Annotated in this window: 20 protein-coding genes; 7 read left to right on the forward strand and 13 right to left on the reverse strand. The window is 67.2% G+C overall.

Annotated elements, in window-relative coordinates; genetic code table 11:
- From QSK25_RS42235 to QSK25_RS42255, 5 genes are all read left to right on the forward strand, one after another.
- Positions 1 to 595 (forward strand): hypothetical protein (locus QSK25_RS42235; protein WP_285647015.1); only part of this gene is annotated, 595 nt, incomplete at its 5' end.
- A gap of 48 nt (positions 596 to 643) precedes the next feature.
- The gene (locus tag QSK25_RS42240; RefSeq protein WP_285647017.1) at positions 644 to 1,252 is read left to right on the forward strand and encodes a hypothetical protein; all 609 of its coding nucleotides are present in this window, start codon (positions 644 to 646) and stop codon (positions 1,250 to 1,252) included.
- A gap of 35 nt (positions 1,253 to 1,287) precedes the next feature.
- Positions 1,288 to 1,575, forward strand: a complete 288-nt coding sequence (locus tag QSK25_RS42245; RefSeq protein WP_285647018.1) for a hypothetical protein — start codon at positions 1,288 to 1,290, stop codon at positions 1,573 to 1,575.
- Between the two features lie 216 nt (positions 1,576 to 1,791).
- Positions 1,792 to 2,757 carry a helix-turn-helix domain-containing protein gene (locus tag QSK25_RS42250; protein WP_285647019.1) on the forward strand — a complete coding sequence of 322 codons (966 nt, stop codon included), beginning with the start codon at positions 1,792 to 1,794 and terminating at the stop codon, positions 2,755 to 2,757.
- Entirely contained in the window at positions 2,754 to 2,966 is a 213-nt protein-coding gene (locus QSK25_RS42255) for a DUF397 domain-containing protein (RefSeq protein WP_285647021.1), read from the forward strand. Before QSK25_RS42250 ends, QSK25_RS42255 begins: the two co-directional genes overlap by 4 nt.
- Positions 2,967 to 3,052: 86 nt before the next feature.
- On the opposite strand, the gene QSK25_RS42260 is transcribed toward QSK25_RS42255, so the two are convergent.
- The 7 genes from QSK25_RS42260 to QSK25_RS42290 all read right to left on the reverse strand — a co-directional run bounded on the left by QSK25_RS42260 (position 3,053) and on the right by QSK25_RS42290 (position 7,359).
- Positions 3,053 to 4,507 carry a tetratricopeptide repeat protein gene (locus tag QSK25_RS42260; protein WP_285647022.1) on the reverse strand — a complete coding sequence of 485 codons (1,455 nt, stop codon included), beginning with the start codon at positions 4,505 to 4,507 and terminating at the stop codon, positions 3,053 to 3,055.
- A gap of 5 nt (positions 4,508 to 4,512) precedes the next feature.
- Positions 4,513 to 5,034, reverse strand: coding sequence for a helix-turn-helix domain-containing protein (locus tag QSK25_RS42265; RefSeq protein ID WP_285647024.1), 522 nt, complete (start codon positions 5,032 to 5,034; stop codon positions 4,513 to 4,515).
- Between the two features lie 81 nt (positions 5,035 to 5,115).
- Positions 5,116 to 5,400, reverse strand: a complete 285-nt coding sequence (locus QSK25_RS42270; protein WP_285647026.1) for a helix-turn-helix domain-containing protein — start codon at positions 5,398 to 5,400, stop codon at positions 5,116 to 5,118.
- The gene (locus QSK25_RS42275; protein WP_285647027.1) at positions 5,397 to 6,173 is read right to left on the reverse strand and encodes a hypothetical protein; all 777 of its coding nucleotides are present in this window, start codon (positions 6,171 to 6,173) and stop codon (positions 5,397 to 5,399) included. The genes QSK25_RS42270 and QSK25_RS42275 overlap by 4 nt, the downstream gene beginning before the upstream one ends.
- A gap of 3 nt (positions 6,174 to 6,176) precedes the next feature.
- Positions 6,177 to 6,530 carry a hypothetical protein gene (locus QSK25_RS42280; protein ID WP_285647028.1) on the reverse strand — a complete coding sequence of 118 codons (354 nt, stop codon included), beginning with the start codon at positions 6,528 to 6,530 and terminating at the stop codon, positions 6,177 to 6,179.
- A 116-nt stretch (positions 6,531 to 6,646) separates the two neighbouring features.
- Complete coding sequence (locus QSK25_RS42285; RefSeq protein ID WP_285647029.1) at positions 6,647 to 7,198, reverse strand: hypothetical protein; 552 nt, start codon at positions 7,196 to 7,198, stop codon at positions 6,647 to 6,649.
- Complete coding sequence (locus tag QSK25_RS42290; protein ID WP_285647031.1) at positions 7,198 to 7,359, reverse strand: hypothetical protein; 162 nt, start codon at positions 7,357 to 7,359, stop codon at positions 7,198 to 7,200. Before QSK25_RS42290 ends, QSK25_RS42285 begins: the two co-directional genes overlap by 1 nt.
- Positions 7,360 to 7,831: 472 nt before the next feature.
- Between QSK25_RS42290 and QSK25_RS42295 the strand changes: the two genes are divergently transcribed.
- On the forward strand, positions 7,832 to 8,743 hold the full coding sequence (locus QSK25_RS42295; RefSeq protein WP_285647032.1) for a helix-turn-helix domain-containing protein: 912 nt from the start codon (positions 7,832 to 7,834) through the stop codon (positions 8,741 to 8,743).
- On the forward strand, positions 8,740 to 8,946 hold the full coding sequence (locus tag QSK25_RS42300; RefSeq protein ID WP_285647033.1) for a DUF397 domain-containing protein: 207 nt from the start codon (positions 8,740 to 8,742) through the stop codon (positions 8,944 to 8,946). The genes QSK25_RS42295 and QSK25_RS42300 overlap by 4 nt, the downstream gene beginning before the upstream one ends.
- A 156-nt stretch (positions 8,947 to 9,102) precedes the next feature.
- On the opposite strand, the gene QSK25_RS42305 is transcribed toward QSK25_RS42300, so the two are convergent.
- The 6 genes from QSK25_RS42305 to QSK25_RS42330 form a co-directional block, all read right to left on the reverse strand.
- Positions 9,103 to 9,909, reverse strand: coding sequence for a DNA-methyltransferase (locus QSK25_RS42305; protein ID WP_285647035.1), 807 nt, complete (start codon positions 9,907 to 9,909; stop codon positions 9,103 to 9,105).
- Between the two features lie 323 nt (positions 9,910 to 10,232).
- Positions 10,233 to 10,937, reverse strand: a complete 705-nt coding sequence (locus tag QSK25_RS42310) for a hypothetical protein (protein ID WP_285647036.1) — start codon at positions 10,935 to 10,937, stop codon at positions 10,233 to 10,235.
- A complete protein-coding gene (locus QSK25_RS42315; RefSeq protein ID WP_285647037.1) occupies positions 10,934 to 13,450 on the reverse strand; it encodes a WXG100 family type VII secretion target in 2,517 nt (838 codons plus the stop codon). The genes QSK25_RS42310 and QSK25_RS42315 overlap by 4 nt, the downstream gene beginning before the upstream one ends.
- On the reverse strand, positions 13,447 to 13,830 hold the full coding sequence (locus QSK25_RS42320) for a hypothetical protein (protein WP_285647039.1): 384 nt from the start codon (positions 13,828 to 13,830) through the stop codon (positions 13,447 to 13,449). The genes QSK25_RS42315 and QSK25_RS42320 overlap by 4 nt, the downstream gene beginning before the upstream one ends.
- Positions 13,827 to 14,177 (reverse strand): hypothetical protein, encoded by a 351-nt coding sequence (locus QSK25_RS42325; RefSeq protein WP_285647041.1) that lies wholly within the window; start codon positions 14,175 to 14,177, stop codon positions 13,827 to 13,829. The genes QSK25_RS42320 and QSK25_RS42325 overlap by 4 nt, the downstream gene beginning before the upstream one ends.
- A complete protein-coding gene (locus QSK25_RS42330) occupies positions 14,174 to 14,587 on the reverse strand; it encodes an SseB family protein (protein ID WP_285647043.1) in 414 nt (137 codons plus the stop codon). Before QSK25_RS42330 ends, QSK25_RS42325 begins: the two co-directional genes overlap by 4 nt.
- Position 14,588: the final 1 nt, after the last annotated feature.

Raw genomic sequence — 14,588 nt, forward strand, 5'->3', positions numbered from 1 at the left:
CTACTACCACGAGCCTCTCACCAGCTGTAACGGGTACTGCCAGGGCATCGTCGGCGTTCCGCACCAAGGGCACAGCTGCGCATGCGAACCGGCGCCGTGGCTGGAGTGGTTCATGTCGGCTCCCGACTCCCTCCCCCAGCCCACTGTCCCCCGTGCCGACCGAAGGCACGGCGCCATCTGGGTTCCGGTGGCAGCGCCCTACCGCACGATCGCCCGGCTCCTGCTGCCGCCTGAGCGCCTCGAGCTGGCGCGGTGTGCAACACACGCGATCTGGCGAATGACGCGGCCCGTCCCCTTCACCAGTCGCCTTGTGGGCGTGGACTGGGCCGGTCATGGCGGCGCGCTGTGTGCGCTCGCGCTGACGACCTGGGAAGAGCTCCGGGAAGGCGAGCACCACGAGGACGCCCAGCGCGGCATCGCTGAGGTAGCGCGGCTCCAGTACAAGGCCGTCCACAACAGCCGCTACTGGCTCCGACCGCCCTGGTGGGGGTCAGAGGCTCACGAGCAGTACCGCGCGCTTCTGGTGGCGCGTCAGCCCGCGTACGAGGGCATTTTCGATCAGTGGTTCACGACGTCGTTCTTCTCGAAGGGGTAGGTGGGCAAGATCAGCACGGAGTTCACGACGCCGGCCGAGGAGCCCAAGGTGGCGGCGCTGGCGTTCGCGGCCGCACGGCACGCCGAGCTCGTCGACGAGTGGACGCGTGATCGTCGAGCCGAGGTCGACAGCATCCGCCCGCTGGTCAAGAGGCGTGCCGCGCTGGGGGTGTTCAACCGCAGGAGGCGAGCGTTGCTCGACAGCGGGGAAGCGTTCGGCACGGCGAGCGCGATCATCACCTTCTATGTCCTGGAGCAGTTCGAGCTCCGTGGCTGGAACAAGGCATGGCGTGTCGTGCCGGACGGCCAGGCCGAGCTGCGCGGTCGTCGGTATGGGGTGCAGAACAACCCGTTGAAGGACTGGACGGGTCTGCTGCGGATCTACCTGCCGGACGACGTCGCGGAGCAGCTGCGACGTGCGACCTGGTGGACGAGCTGGCCGGCCACGCGCGAGCTGCTGCGGCTGCGCGAGCTGGATCCGCAAGGGCTGAACGCTTCGGTGAACCGCCGGCGTCAGCGGGTGCTCGAGCGGATTGTGACCACGGGCGATGTCCTGCGGGCTGCGCTGGACGAGGCGACGAAGCCGTGGTTTCCCACGGATGCCGAGGTGCGCGATAGCCGTCTGGGTGCTGTGGCGGCGCTGCTGGAACAGCGATGATCGATGGATGTTTTGGAAGGGAACGGTCAGACGTGGTGCTGTGGGCTTGCCTGTGCGGCTTCGCGCCGCTGATCGCCCGTCTCTGCTTGGGCGTCGCGCGGTGGCACCGCATCGGCCCGCGTCCGAGCTGGCGCATCGTGGTTCCCCTGGTCGGCTATTTGGTGCCGCTGGGTGCCGGCCTGTGGCTGTTCGAGCTCTGGCGTCGGGACGTGCACTCCCAGGAGGAGGCACTGATCGGAGCCGGCCTCGGGTTCGTCGCACTGGTGGTACACATCCGGCTGCTCTGGCGCTGGGCTGGACGCGAGGGTTCGCGCTACTGGTGATCAACTAGCAGGGGTGATCAACAACGTTCAGAGGGAGGCCGGTACGGTGTCGTCGTCCGCACGTGCTCGGGCACCCTGATCATCCGAGTTAGCCCCTAAGAATTAGGCTCTAGCTCCGCCCCCCAAACGGGTGCACGCTCATGTAACTCCTCGTGACCTGTTCCTCCGCGGTCAGCATGATGCGGCACCCCCTTGCCCGGCACAGGAGGCTCGCCCGTGACGAGGCCTGCGCAGAGCGCGCCGAACGTCGAGTCCCCCACTGTTGTCCAGCGGTGGCTCCGCGGTGAGTTGAAGCGGCTCCGCAAAGAAGCCGGTTTCACTCAGGACGCTGTCGCCCGCGAGCTCCGCCGCGAGGGGCGTTGGAGCAAGGCCAAGGTCGGGCATCTCGAAACAGGCCATGTGCTGCCGCATCGCGAGGACCTGCAGCAGCTGCTGCCCGTCTACGGCGTTCGCGGCACGCGGCTGGAGTGGTACCTCGAGCTGTGCGATCGGGCCCGCGATCATGGCTGGTGGGACAACGCTCCCGGTGTGCCGAGCTGGTTCGGCCTGTACCTCGGGCTGGAGTGGGGCGCGACGGTGATGGTGTCCTACGACCTCGGGTTCATCCCGGGCTTGCTGCAGACCCGCAGGTACGTCGAGGCGGTCATCCGGGACGGCGAGACCGACGAGGACGAGGTCGCCAACCAGGTCAACCAGCGGATGCGGCGCCAGGAGGCGCTGAGCCGGCCGCGGCCGTTGAAGCTGCACGCGATCATCGACGAGGCGGCCCTGTATCGGGTCGTCGGCGACGTCGACGTGATGCGTGAGCAGATCGAGCACCTCATCGCCCTGACCGGCCAGCAGGAGCCTCGGGACACCAACCTCGATGACGACGAGCCGTTTCAGGTGTTCACCCTGCAGATCCTGCCGTTCAGCGCCGGCGCGCACCGCGGGCAGCTCGGCAGCTTCAGCTGGATGGGCTTCGACGACTCCCCCCACCCGATCCGGGACGCGCTCGACCCTGCCAAGAACGATCCCGGCGTCGGGTACGTCGAGAACCAGGCCGGCGGGCAGTACATCGACGAGCCGCAGCCGATCGCGCGGTACCTCGACACTTTCCGGCTTCTCTCTGGCCGGGCCCTGAGTCCGGCGCGCAGCGTCGGGCACCTCCGCACCCTCCTCACGAAGGACATGAGCGAATGACAGTCCCCAGCCACCACGTCGACAACGCTGACGACCTGGGCGTGCTGAGTTGGCGTAAGAGCACGCGCAGTGGCGGTCAAAGCGGGCAGTGCGTCGAAGTCGCGTATCTCGTCGACAGCCGCGTGGCTGTTCGGGACTCGAAGAACCCTTGCGGTCCTGCGTTTCTGCTGAGCTCCGCCGCGTGGGATGGATTCCGTTGTTCTCTCTGACCAGATGTCCGTCTGTCCGTCTGTCCGTCTAAACGCGATCGGCTCCGAGCCCTGAGGGTCCGGAGCCGATCGCGTTGTGGCGCAGGTCAGATGCGGTAGCCGTTCTCGGCCGCGATGAACTTCACGACGTCGTAGGTGTCGTACTCGGTGTCATTGAGTCCGTCGTGCTCGATCGTGTCCGCGAACTGGTCGACCGTGGTGAGCTCGTCGACTTCCTCCCACGCCAGGGCGATGCGTACGGCGTTGGGGCCGCTGATGCCGAACTGGTTCTCGATCTTCTGGGCCAGCGTGCGTGCTTCGTCGCTGGCGCCGTCGAGCTGCATCTGGATGCGCTCGGCCTCGATGGCGTCGGCGGTGGCGTTGTCGTGGGCGAGGCGGTAGTGCGTCACCGCGTCGGCGTAGTACTCGGCGGTGGCGACGTCGGAGCCGGTGGCACGTGACGAGCGGGCGAGCTGCGCGTAGGCCCTGGCCTCGTAGCGGGGTGCCGCGGAGCGCTTGAGCGCGTCGAGGGCGTTGACGAGCGGGGTGAAGGACTCGCTGGAGCGGCCCGCGGCGAGCATGGCGGCCGCGGTGTCGATGAGCACGCACGCGTGACCAACCGGGTCGCCCAGGCTGGTGAACAGGACGGCGGCCTGGTGCAGCTCGGTGAACGCCTCGTCGTGGCGTTGCTGGTCGGACAGGATGTTGCCGAGGTGGCGCCGGCGGATCGCGATGCGGCGCGGGTCGGCGAAGACGAGGTCGATGGCCAGGGCGTCGCGGATCTCCTGCTCGGCGGCCGCGGTCTTGCCGGCGGCGCGGTAGGTGATGGCGCGGACGCTGAGGACGGTGGCGACGGCCTGGTCGTCATCGGCTCTGCGTGCGTGGTCTTCGGCGGTGGCCAGTGCCTTCAGCGCGTTGTCGACGTCGCCCTGGCTGGTGCGCGCGAGGCCGAGCCAGGCTCCGAAGACGCTCATGCGGAGGTGGTGTCGTTGCTCGCGCTGTTCGCCTTCGGCCGACGTGGCAACGGCGACGGCGTTCCAGTGCAGTCGGTTGACAGCGAGCAGCCCGTATTGGGCGGCGCTTTCCTGGTCGTGTTGGCGGCCGGTGTAGCGGGCCAGGCCGACCACGGCTTCGGCGAGGGTCGCGCACAGCTCGAACCACTGGCGCTCGATGAGGTCTGGCAGCAGTGCCATGAGGACGTCGTGGTTGGTGTCGAACCAGTTGATCGCGTCGGCGCGCGTGTCGAACAGCGAGCTGCCCGGGATGTCGAAGGCCGGGGAGAGGTGGCGAGCGAACGGCTCGATCTTGCGGCAGGCGATGACGGCCCGGTCGGTGAGCCACGTGCTTGTGGCTTCGGCCGCGATGACGTCGGCGACCTTGTACCGGCCGCCGTGCTCGATCAGTGCGCCGTTGTGCAGCAGCTCGGCGAAGACCAGTTGTGCGGTCTCCTCGTCGCCGTCCAGGACCGCGACCACGAGCGCCAGGTCGACGTCGGCCGGTGCGTCTGGAGGGGCTGTCAGCGTGGCGAGGACGCGTTTGGCTTGGGAGGACAGCTCGGACATGGAGGTCAGCTCCGATCGATGACGAGTTCGGTCAGAGCGCTGGTGAGCTCCGACGTGGGGATGCGGGTGAGGTTGGCCAGCGGAACGAGGGCGTCGCGTGGGAGCTCGACCACTGGCGATTGGGGTTTTCCTGGTTCTGGTGGCGGGCTTTGAGCTGCCACCCACTGCTTGAGCTGGTGAAGACGGGGATCTGTGGAGGCGGAGAGTCCTGCGCGGTTGAGGAGGATCGGGCCGTTGGCGGCCGGGATCAGGTGCTCGACTGCGCGGCCCACCAGGTCGCCGGCGGATACTCCGAGCGCGGTGCAGACGTGGACGAGTTTGGCGGCGGTGATCTTGCGGGTGCCGAGCTCCCACGTGGCCAAGGTCTGCAGGGACAGGGCGGCGGCCTGGGCGTCGTCGTCGAGCTCGGGGAACATCGCGGCGCGCAGCTGCTTGCGGGTCCATCTGCGGCTCTTGCGCTCGGAGCGGATCAGCCTGCCGAGCTCGACGCCGAAGGCGTTGTCGAACTGGTCGTCGAACAGCTGCATTGAGGCTCCTGGCGCGTTGTGAACGTGTGCGGCTGCGTTGTCACCGCAGGTCATCGGGTGCGAACGCGGAAGCATGGACAGTCAGTCAGGTGTCTGTCTGTCGGTCTGGTCATCTGTCGTGATGTTGTTCTGGCGGTAGGCGTCACCGAGCAGTTCGGCGGAAGGGCCCAGGACGTACTGGCGCTTCTTCTGCAGGTGGTCGACGAGGCCGACGAGCTGCAGCTCGGACAGCAAGTGGTAGGTGGTGCTGCGGGGAAGGTCGAGTTCGGCCATGATCCGGGCGGCGGACATGGGTTGTTTGCGAACGGCCAGCAGCATCAACACGGCCAGTCCGTTACGCAGCGCGGGCGCGTAGCTCACGCTCACAGGACGGCTCCGACCAGCTGCCACACGAACGGCAACGTGCTGTTGACCTGTACCCGGCGCAGCAGCATGGAGGCCGTGGCGGGAACGGCGACCTGGTGCAGTAGGGCGTGGACGTCCCAGTACGGGCGCAGCGGCAGCCGACCGGCCGCCAGTCCCTGCATCAGCGCCGCGTACCTCCACATGTTGTGGCGCGCGGCGGGGTCGTGGCCGACGTCGACGCTGAGCGAGATCTCGCGGACCCGCGTCAGGTCACCGGCGTTGGAGGCGACCACCAGTTGCAGGCACTTGCCGACGCCGTCGAGGAACACGGCGGCGAGGGCGTCGATCTGCCCGGCTGCACGCATGAGTTCGTCGTGGGCGTTGTCTTCCAAGGGGAACAGAGCGCGGCGGAGCGCGGGGGGCTGGCGAATCAAGCCGGACTGCGGGTTGAGCAGGCTCCGCCACCAGAACTGGGGTACGGGTGCGTTGGGCCGGTAGCAGGCCGTGCGGCACTTGGGGGTGGTGCCTTCCTGGTGCCACGCGAACAGCCCGCACACCGGGCAGCGCTCGACCCGGAGGTTCGTTCCGTTCGTCACGCGCTTCTTGTCGAGGTGGTAGTGGCCGTCGTTGTCGCAGCTGCGGATCGACACCGCCGGAGCCGGTCCGGTGGGATTCGATCGACGCCACTGCGCGAGGACGTCGCGGCGGTGCGCCGCGGCGTCGTCCCAGGTCTTCCAGCCGAGTTCACCGCAGGTGCTGCACACGTGCGATGAGGCGTCTCCCCCGTGGCCCACGGCTTACTCCCTGCCTGGGCCGGAGTCGGTGGGCTCGAACTCCCAGCATCGTGGGCACCACGCTTCGCGCTGCAGGCCCTTGATCAGGCGTTCCTTGATGGGTTCGACGAGCACGTCGCAGTCGGTCCACCACAGGTCCCCCTGTGTGGGGGGAAGGCGGAGATCGATCGCGTGGATCTTGTTGTCGACCTCGCTCCAGCCGTGCCGAGCGACGGTGGGGATCGACGCGGCGGGCTGCGCTTTGGTCTCCGGGGCGGCGTGTGCGCCGGAGCTGCGGAATGCGACGTCGATCGGCAGGCCGTCCGCCCCGAGTGTGGGAAGGGCCATCGTGCGTTCGGCCGGCGTCTTGTCCGGCACTCTCACGTCCTGCTGGGGAATCGCGCTGGGCTCGATCCATGGCGTGAACAGCGGGTGATCTCCGCGGCTGCGGTCATCTCCATGCCGACCGGCCCGGCGCACCATGACCGCGGCCCTCACTCTGCGCCGCCTGAGCCGACCGGCTGCAGCCGACGAGCCCGCAGGACGATCTTCTCGACGTCGAACTTGCCGGTCACGTGAGTGCCAGCCAGGTCTTCGCCCTCTGCGAGCTTGCACCCGTGCAGGTCGTAGGTGTTGAGGATCCAGGTGTCGCCGTTGCGAGCGGGCCGAACGGACAGCATCCAACTGACCTCGGTCGGCTCGAAGTTAGGGCGCATGAGCAGCACCGGAAACTCCGACGACACCCAGCGGCCGTCGTAGGGAAGGACCTTGGCGCAGGTCGCTCCGGCGGGGATCCCGAAGCCTGACGCCAGAGCGAGGATCAGCTTCGTACCGGGTGCTGGCCGTCCGCCGCGACCGAAGTCGTGCTCGCGCCAGTAAGCCGAGGACGATGCCATCCACGCGGGCGGTTCAGTCCACGACGAGCTGGTGCGCTTGGTCGTCAGCTTCGACACCGAGCCCGACTTCGCACCCTTGCGCGAGGTCGACCTGCTGCGTGTGCTGGTGAACTCGGTCGCCGCGATCGCGGCGTTCGGCAGCGCGCTCATCAGGCGCCCCTGGTCGGCAACCAGCAGGCGCGCATCGCGGCGAGTCCTCCGCGCAACTGCTCGTCGGTCAGCCGGAGACGCTGAGGCTTCGCGAGCGTCTGCTGATCTGACGCCTGGTACACGGTTTGAGGTGCTGCGGTGAGGGGCTTCGGCTGCGACATCTCGGCTCTCCGGTCGTGGTGGCAGCTGCCTCCGCACCGGATTCAGATCACGTTCGAAGGCAGCTGCTGCTCGTGGAGGCGGCGGCCCGGCCGGTCAAGGGGGGAGGAACCGGCCGAGCCACCGCGGGAGGGCGTCCGAACCGGCGCTCCGCGGGGGAGACCGAGCGCCGGTCCCGACTGCTGCGACACGCGTTGGGAGTTTCCGACCTGCCGTCTGGCCGCTTCACCGTGCTGTTCTTCGGGGGGAGTACGGTGTGCGCACCTGCTGACTGGCTGGTCAGGGCCGCGTGTCGCAGTATGGTAAGTCTAAGATTTTGACTTACCAACTTCGAGACCCCATCTGGGTGGACACGCGCGCTACTCACAGTGGCGTTAATGCGCAAGATCCACTCGCCTCGCGCGCCAGACTGGACCTAGTGACCTGATCGAGTTGATCACTGAGAGGCCTTCTGTGACTGCACCAACCAGCCCCGTGGCTTTCCGGCGCTTCAACGCGCTCGCCGTGCAGCAGTGGCGCCTTGAGCGGGGATGGTTCGCCTCCCGCCTGGCCGAGGAGCTCAACTGCACCGTCACCAAGGTCAGCTACATCGAAGGCGCCGAACGCAGCATCTCCGTCAACGACATGGAGAAGTTGTTGCGCGTGTTCGAGATCCCCGAAGACCAGCACCCGATCTACATCAACGCGGCCAAGGCCTCGAAACAGAAGGGCTGGTGGGACAAACTCCCCGCCGGCACCATCCCGCCCTGGTTCAGCCTGTTCGTCGGGCTCGAGGCCGGCGCAGCGGAGATCCGGGCATTCGAAGGCCTGGTCATCCCTGGTCTTCTGCAGACTCCCGATTACGCCGCGGCTGTGATAGCTGGCGGTACAGCAGAACTGACCACCGCCGACATAGAACTGCGTCAGCGCGTGCGCATCGGCCGACAAAGTGTTCTTGATCGGCAACCGGAACCGCTGCGGCTGTGGGCCGTTATCGACGAAGCCGCGCTGTGGCGCGTGGTCGGCAACCCGATGATCCACCTCGCCCAGCTCGAGCATCTGCTGAGCGTGATCAAGAAGTACCCCCGGGTCACGATCCTCGTCATTCCGTTCAGCTCAGGGGCTCACGTTGGCAGCCAGGGCAGCTTCACGCTGATGGACTTCCCGTGGTCTCACGATCCCGGCGTGGTCTACCTGGAGAATCAGTACGACTCACAGTTCATGGAAGACAAGGTGCCCGGCAAGACCGTCACGGCGAACGACCAGGAGGACGGCGAGGTTACGAAGAAGCCCTCACCACTGGCTGTTCACCGCCTCGCCTGGGATCACCTTGTCGCCAAGGCGCTCGACCCGCTCGGGTCCGAGGCGAAGATCGAAGAAGTGATGAAGGAGCTGAAACGACGATGACCTCAACGTCCCCCCGGCGGCCGATCAGGACCGTCGAAGGAGGCCGCACCTGGCTCAAGGCCAGCTACAGCGGCACCAACGGGGGCAACTGCGTCGAGGTGACGCCCGGATTCGTCCGGGACTCCAAGAACCCACAGGGCGACTGGCTGCCGTTCAGCGCGGTCAGCTGGCGCCGGTTCCTCGAGAGCGTCACCGATGCCTGAGCACAACTGAATCGACCGCAGTAACCCTCACAAGCGTGGTGCCCCCGGCTAGCCGAAAGAGCCGGGGGCACCACGCCTTTTTGGGGATTGCGTTGTCCTCCCGGTCTGGCACCGTACCGGCGGAAACGCGGTCATGGCAGTGGCGGAAGTACGAGGTCACCCCTCAGGAGTCTTGGATTCTGAACAACTCCCCCGCCCCGGTTCGCGGTCGGTCTGACTGTCTGTCTGTAGGTCTGTCCTTCCTGCGAGCGCAAGTCTCTGGTGTGCGACCTGGTGGTAGTGACGGCTCATCTCGATTCCGACGAAGTGGCGTCCGGACTGCACCGCCGCGACTCCGGTCGAGCCGGAACCCGTGAACGGATCCAGCACCGTTCCCCCCGGCGGGCAGATCTGCACGAGCTCGTCCATCAGACCCTCGACAGGCTTCTGCGTGATGTGCCGGCGTTGACGGCCGCGAGGCTGCGAGGCACTGAACATGCCGGGCAGGTAGATCTCGCGCGAGGAGTCGAACGGGCCGTGAGTGCCCCACAGGATGTATTCGGCGGCGGCTTTGAAACCGCCGCGGCGTGGTCGCGCGATCGGCTTGTGCCAGACGCATGTCCCTTGCCACAGCCACCCCGCGACCTGCAGCGCGTCCGAGACCGCGGGCACTTGTCGCCAATCGCTGAACACCAGCAAGTGCCCGCCCGGCTTCGTCGCCCGCAGGCAGCGGCCCAGCACCAGGGACAACCAGGCAAGGAACCCGCGCTGGTCCCGCTGGTCTCCGGGGAAGTCTTCGAACGTCGAGGCGATGGCGCTGTCGCTGCTGACGTACTTCGTGATGGCGCTCTGGCCCCGGCGTTCGGACGCCGTGCGGCCGCCGCTGTTGTAGGGCGGGTCGGTGATCACCGCGTCGACGGAGGCTTCCGCGAGGGTGGGCAGGATTTCGAGTGCGTCGCCGCGGTGCAGTTCGACATCGGTCATGGCAGCTCCCAGGGACTTGTGATCAACTGGTGGCAGCGGCTCCTGCGTCCCTGGGGAGGAGATGAATAGGAGCCGTGGAGGTCCTGACAACCAGTTAGGTGGTTGCCAGGACCCCACCCCCAGTGTAGATCAATTGCTCCATATGGGTGATTGACTTTTGCTTTTTCTCCTCAGGGGAGTCCGAGGACGGCGTCCTCGATCGAGCAGAACGACATAGGTCAGTGCCCCGTGACCTGGGGCTGCTGGGCTGGTCACGGGGCACTGATGGGGGCATCTCCCGACCGCCGTTCTCACGGGCGATACCCCGCGCACGCGGTTGATGGTCAGGCTTGGGGGGCCTCCAGCGTGTTGGGCTGGGTCGCCTGGGCCATCTCCGCGAAGTACAGGTTCTCCGCCCACAGTTCAGCGATCTTGTGAGCGGGAAGCATGAAACCGGGGAAGCTGTTCGGATTGATGTAGATCTGCAATTTCTTATCCTGGTCGTGCTGCTCAATTGGGCCGGATCGAGTGAGTATTTCCATCCCGGATATCCGTGACCAATTCGAGTGATCAGACGGCAGCCGCTGCTGCGAGGTGAACAGTCGGAGCACCGGCAGGTCGTTCGCGCTCTTGAATACCGCCAGCTCCTCCGGGTTTTCCGGAAGGGTGGGCGCGAAGAGTTTCACGTCGGTTTCGGCAAGGGCCCGGACAAACGCGCCCAGGGTTGCGTAGCCTTCGACCAGCCGCCACACGTCGAGTTCGAACGCGTTGGTGAAGCTGGCTCTGGCTGTCACCGGGTGCGGCTGGAACTTGTCGTTGATCCACTCTTCGCCGGTGAAATGGCCGTCGGTTCCGACAACGCGGTATCCGACGATGTAGTCCATGGTCAGCGGCGCTTCGTCGGGCTGGTTGGGGTCGCCGTAGACGAGCTGACGACCGGCGTAGCGGGTGGCCCGCTCGCGCTCGCGCTCGTCGATCGGCGGCAGAGGGCTTGGCGCGAGGTAATCACCGATGTGCATTTCCGGAACCGCCGGTGTTGCCTGTGTCATGACGCCTTGCCCCGCATTCGAATCTGTTCGAGGTACTTAAATTTTTCGTTGATGATCGGGTCCGCGAGTTTGGACTCTATCAGATTGTGGTTGGCGTCGAAGTGGGTTATGCGCGGCCAGACTCGGTATACGTTCTCGGACGGCATGCCGATGGTAAGGATTTCCCCTTCCTTGTGTCCGGATGACATACCGAGATCGTGGTAGCTGGCGTTGACGTCGATGCCGCCGCGCGAATATGCCTCTTCCATGTACTGGATCCGGATGTAGGTTCCATCGGGCTGCCGGATCGGCTGGGAGTGTTCTCCCGCCCAGCGCTCGTTGCGCTGGATGGTGTGCTCGGGGCTGTTGCTCCACGAGACGTACGCGTCGCCATCGGTGCCGCGGCCTGCGCCGCCCACGTGGCCGCCGACGCTGAGGTTCGACGGGTCGCGTGGGGTGAACATGTCATCACCACGCAGGACTGGCTCCGGAGAGCGGTCGTCCATGCGCCACAGCGCGTTTTCCGGTGCCAAGAAGTCCTCGACGTCGCGGTAGACCACGGGCTGGCCGGGGCGGTCCAGGTAGATGTCCTTCGGATCGATGATGTGCCGCGGGTCGACGCCGTCTCCGATCAGGGCGTCGTCGAGGAAGTGGGCCGGCGGGGTGCGGCTGTAGCCGGGCGGCAGCTCGGGCTGGCCGGGCGTGAAGTCGGGGGTCTCAAGGCCTGGATAGTCCGCGACCCTCGGCAGGTTGTGGTCGAGCTGGCGTCGGTTCTGGCTGATGACCTCCTGGAGGTAGTCGCGATCGATCTCCTTCGGGCGCGGTGGTGGCTCCGGCGCAGCGACGCGTTCGACGTAGTAGCCATCGTTGGTGACCTCGCGGTGCAGGTTGATCCGCGCGGCCTCATCCACGGTCATGCCGGGGTGCTGTTCGGCGTAGTGGATGGCCGCGGACCGGCGCTGAGCGGCGTCGGGGGACGGCATGTGCGAGGTGGACGGCTTCGGCTGCGCGTCGCGGATCTTGGCTTGTTCCATGACCTCGCGTGCGCGGCGCTGCCAGTCCTCCACGTCGAACTTCTGCGGCTGGGGTGTCGGCGGAGGTGATGGTGCCACGGGCTCGGTGCGGCCGATGGTCGGCGGTTGCTGCACGGGCGGCTGCCACTCCGGTTGCCGTGCCGGTGGAGGAGGCTGCTGGGGGCGGTGTCCGAGCTGCGGCGGCTGGCGCACGGGCGGTTGCGGCGTCGGGGTGACGCCGGAAACCGTGGTGGTGTCGGTCTTTCTCGACGCAGCCCAGTCCGCCAGGTCGTCGATGCGGCTTCGCAGGTTGCCGCCGACGTCGCCGAGCGACTTGCCGACCTGCTCGAACACACCTGCGGAATGGCTGTCCACCTGGGTCAGCGGCGTCGTGTTCGGGTGGGCGGGATCGTGCGGGAGGTTGCGGCCGGCGCGGCCCGCGTCCTCTGCGGCGTGGCCGAGCTTGGTCGCGTCGCGGCCGAGCATCGAACCGACCTTGCGCACGCCGCCGATGCCGGCCTGTCCCAAGCCGAACAACCCGCCCGACGCAGTGTCGAGCGCGGCGGCCGCCGTGGACTTGGCCGCGGTGCGGCCGGCGAACCCGCCGCCGCCGGTGGCCACACCGAGCGCGATGTCGGGCAAGAGCTTGCCCAAAGCCTTGCCGGGGCTGTCCTTCCAGGTCTCGACGTCGAACACGGTCTTCGCGAACTCCGTCGGATGCTGCACCCCGTTCCACAAGCCGGAAGCCAGCTTGCTCATGTTCTCCAGCTGCGCGGTCGGATGGCTGATGTTGTAGGGGTCGAACGGATTGACGAGCCTCGCCATCGAGTTGATGCCCTTTACGCCCTCCCAGATGCCCTCTGCGACGTCCTGCGCGCCGGTGAGGGCGTAGCTGGAGGCATCGGCGACGTTCATGCCGAGGCGGTCCCACCAGTCGGGTTGGGCGGGCGCCTTGCCGATCCACCCGGAGATGACGCGGCCGCACGCGTAGCCGGCATCGGTGACACGGCGCCGGGCGTCCTCCAGCATCCGCTCGGCTTCCTTGCGGCCCGCTTCGCCCGCGTCCTGGTAGACGGGCTGGGGACCGGGGTCCTGGCCTGCGTCGATGGCGCTGTTGTAGACCTTGACGCGCTCGTTGTGCTCGCTGATCGACTTCTTGGTCGCCTCCTGCGCACCCCGCCACATGTGCAGCGCCCGGCCCGCGGTGTCCTTGGAGGAGTCGAGCACGACGCGGTAGGTGGTCAGCGCCGTGGAGATCTCCAGCAGCGCGGTGCCCGCGTCCATCCACTGCTTGGGCTTGCCGGCGATCCGCGATCGGAAGCCGTCCGCGGCTTGGCCGGTCCAGTCCGAGGAGTCGATCCTGGTCAGGCCTTCGCCGGCGAGAGTCATCGCCGCGCCCAGTTCGCTCATCGCGGTGGCGGATTCGGTGATCTCCGCAGGTTCGCCGGAGATCAGGTCATTGGCGTCCTTCGCGCCGGCGAACTCCTCGACGTCGCCGGCGATGTCGAGGTAGCTGCTCATCGAGGAGCCTCCGACGACGGGGCCTTCTGCTCTCCCAGCGGGTTGCCCACGGTCATGTCCACCAGCTCTTTGAGCTTGTTCACGACGCCCTCTTCGACTTGCTCGTAGGTCGACCGGGTGTCCGCCAACGCCGTGACGAACTCCTCGGTGCCCTCGATCAGGCCGCGGACCCACCAGTGCAGCCGGTCGAGGAACTCGTCCAGCCCATCCGTGATCGTCTGGTGGCCGGACTCGTCCACGTCGAGCTTCCACATGACGACGGTCTGACCGGACCTCTCCTGGCCGTGGAACCCGGCCTGGCGCAGCTCTCCGAGCGTGTCCTTGATGCCCGTCTCGGCCGCTTTCAAGGCTTCGAGGTCGACGCCGTAGCCGCCGCTCATCGAGGCACCTCGGACACGTGGTGCGGCTGGAGCTCGACGGGCTCGTAGCCGGTTGCGTTCGGATCTTGCGCTGCGCCGGCTTGGCGCAGGCGTTCCTGGTGGATCGCGTCGAGCAGCTGGGCCCCCTCGCTGATCAGCTGGTCAACGCTTTGGCTGGTGGCCCAGTAGGCAATGCTGATCGGTCCTGCGGGCACGTCACCGGAGGGCACGCGGGGCAGCATGTCGAGCTCCGCGGCGATGGAGACCAGGCCCGCGACGACGTACGCCGCCTCGGCGTTGAGGTCGGCGAGCCGGGCCAGCCTGCCGGCCAGCATCGACAGCCGCGGGTCGTGCGGTGGGTGGGTCATGTGCGCTCACCGCCGGGGAAGGGAAGCACCTTGGCGTGGGTGGTGGTGACGATGGGCTCGACCGGCGGGAACGTCATCATGTGCGCGGTGTGCGGGTCGAGGATCACGCCCAGGCCCTCGGGCAGCACCGGCAGCAGCAGGTCGAGGACCTCGGAGCCGAGCAGGGTCATGTACTCGGAGTCCGCGCCGGTCACGCTGGTCAGGTGCTCGACGGTCGTGAAGACCTGCAGCCACTGGCCCATTCCGGGCACCTCGACCGTGATCACGGCGGGTGGGCTGACCTGGCGGCAGACGTGTACGGGGGTCTCGCGGAACGCGGCGAGGAGCCGGTGCGGATCGCCGTGGCCTGCGTAGAAGGCGTGCACTTCGCGGACGACGGCCAGTTCGGTCTGGTGGTCGGTGGCAGGCATC

This window comes from Lentzea sp. NBRC 102530 (genome assembly GCF_030269365.1).
Classification (GTDB): domain Bacteria; phylum Actinomycetota; class Actinomycetes; order Mycobacteriales; family Pseudonocardiaceae; genus Lentzea.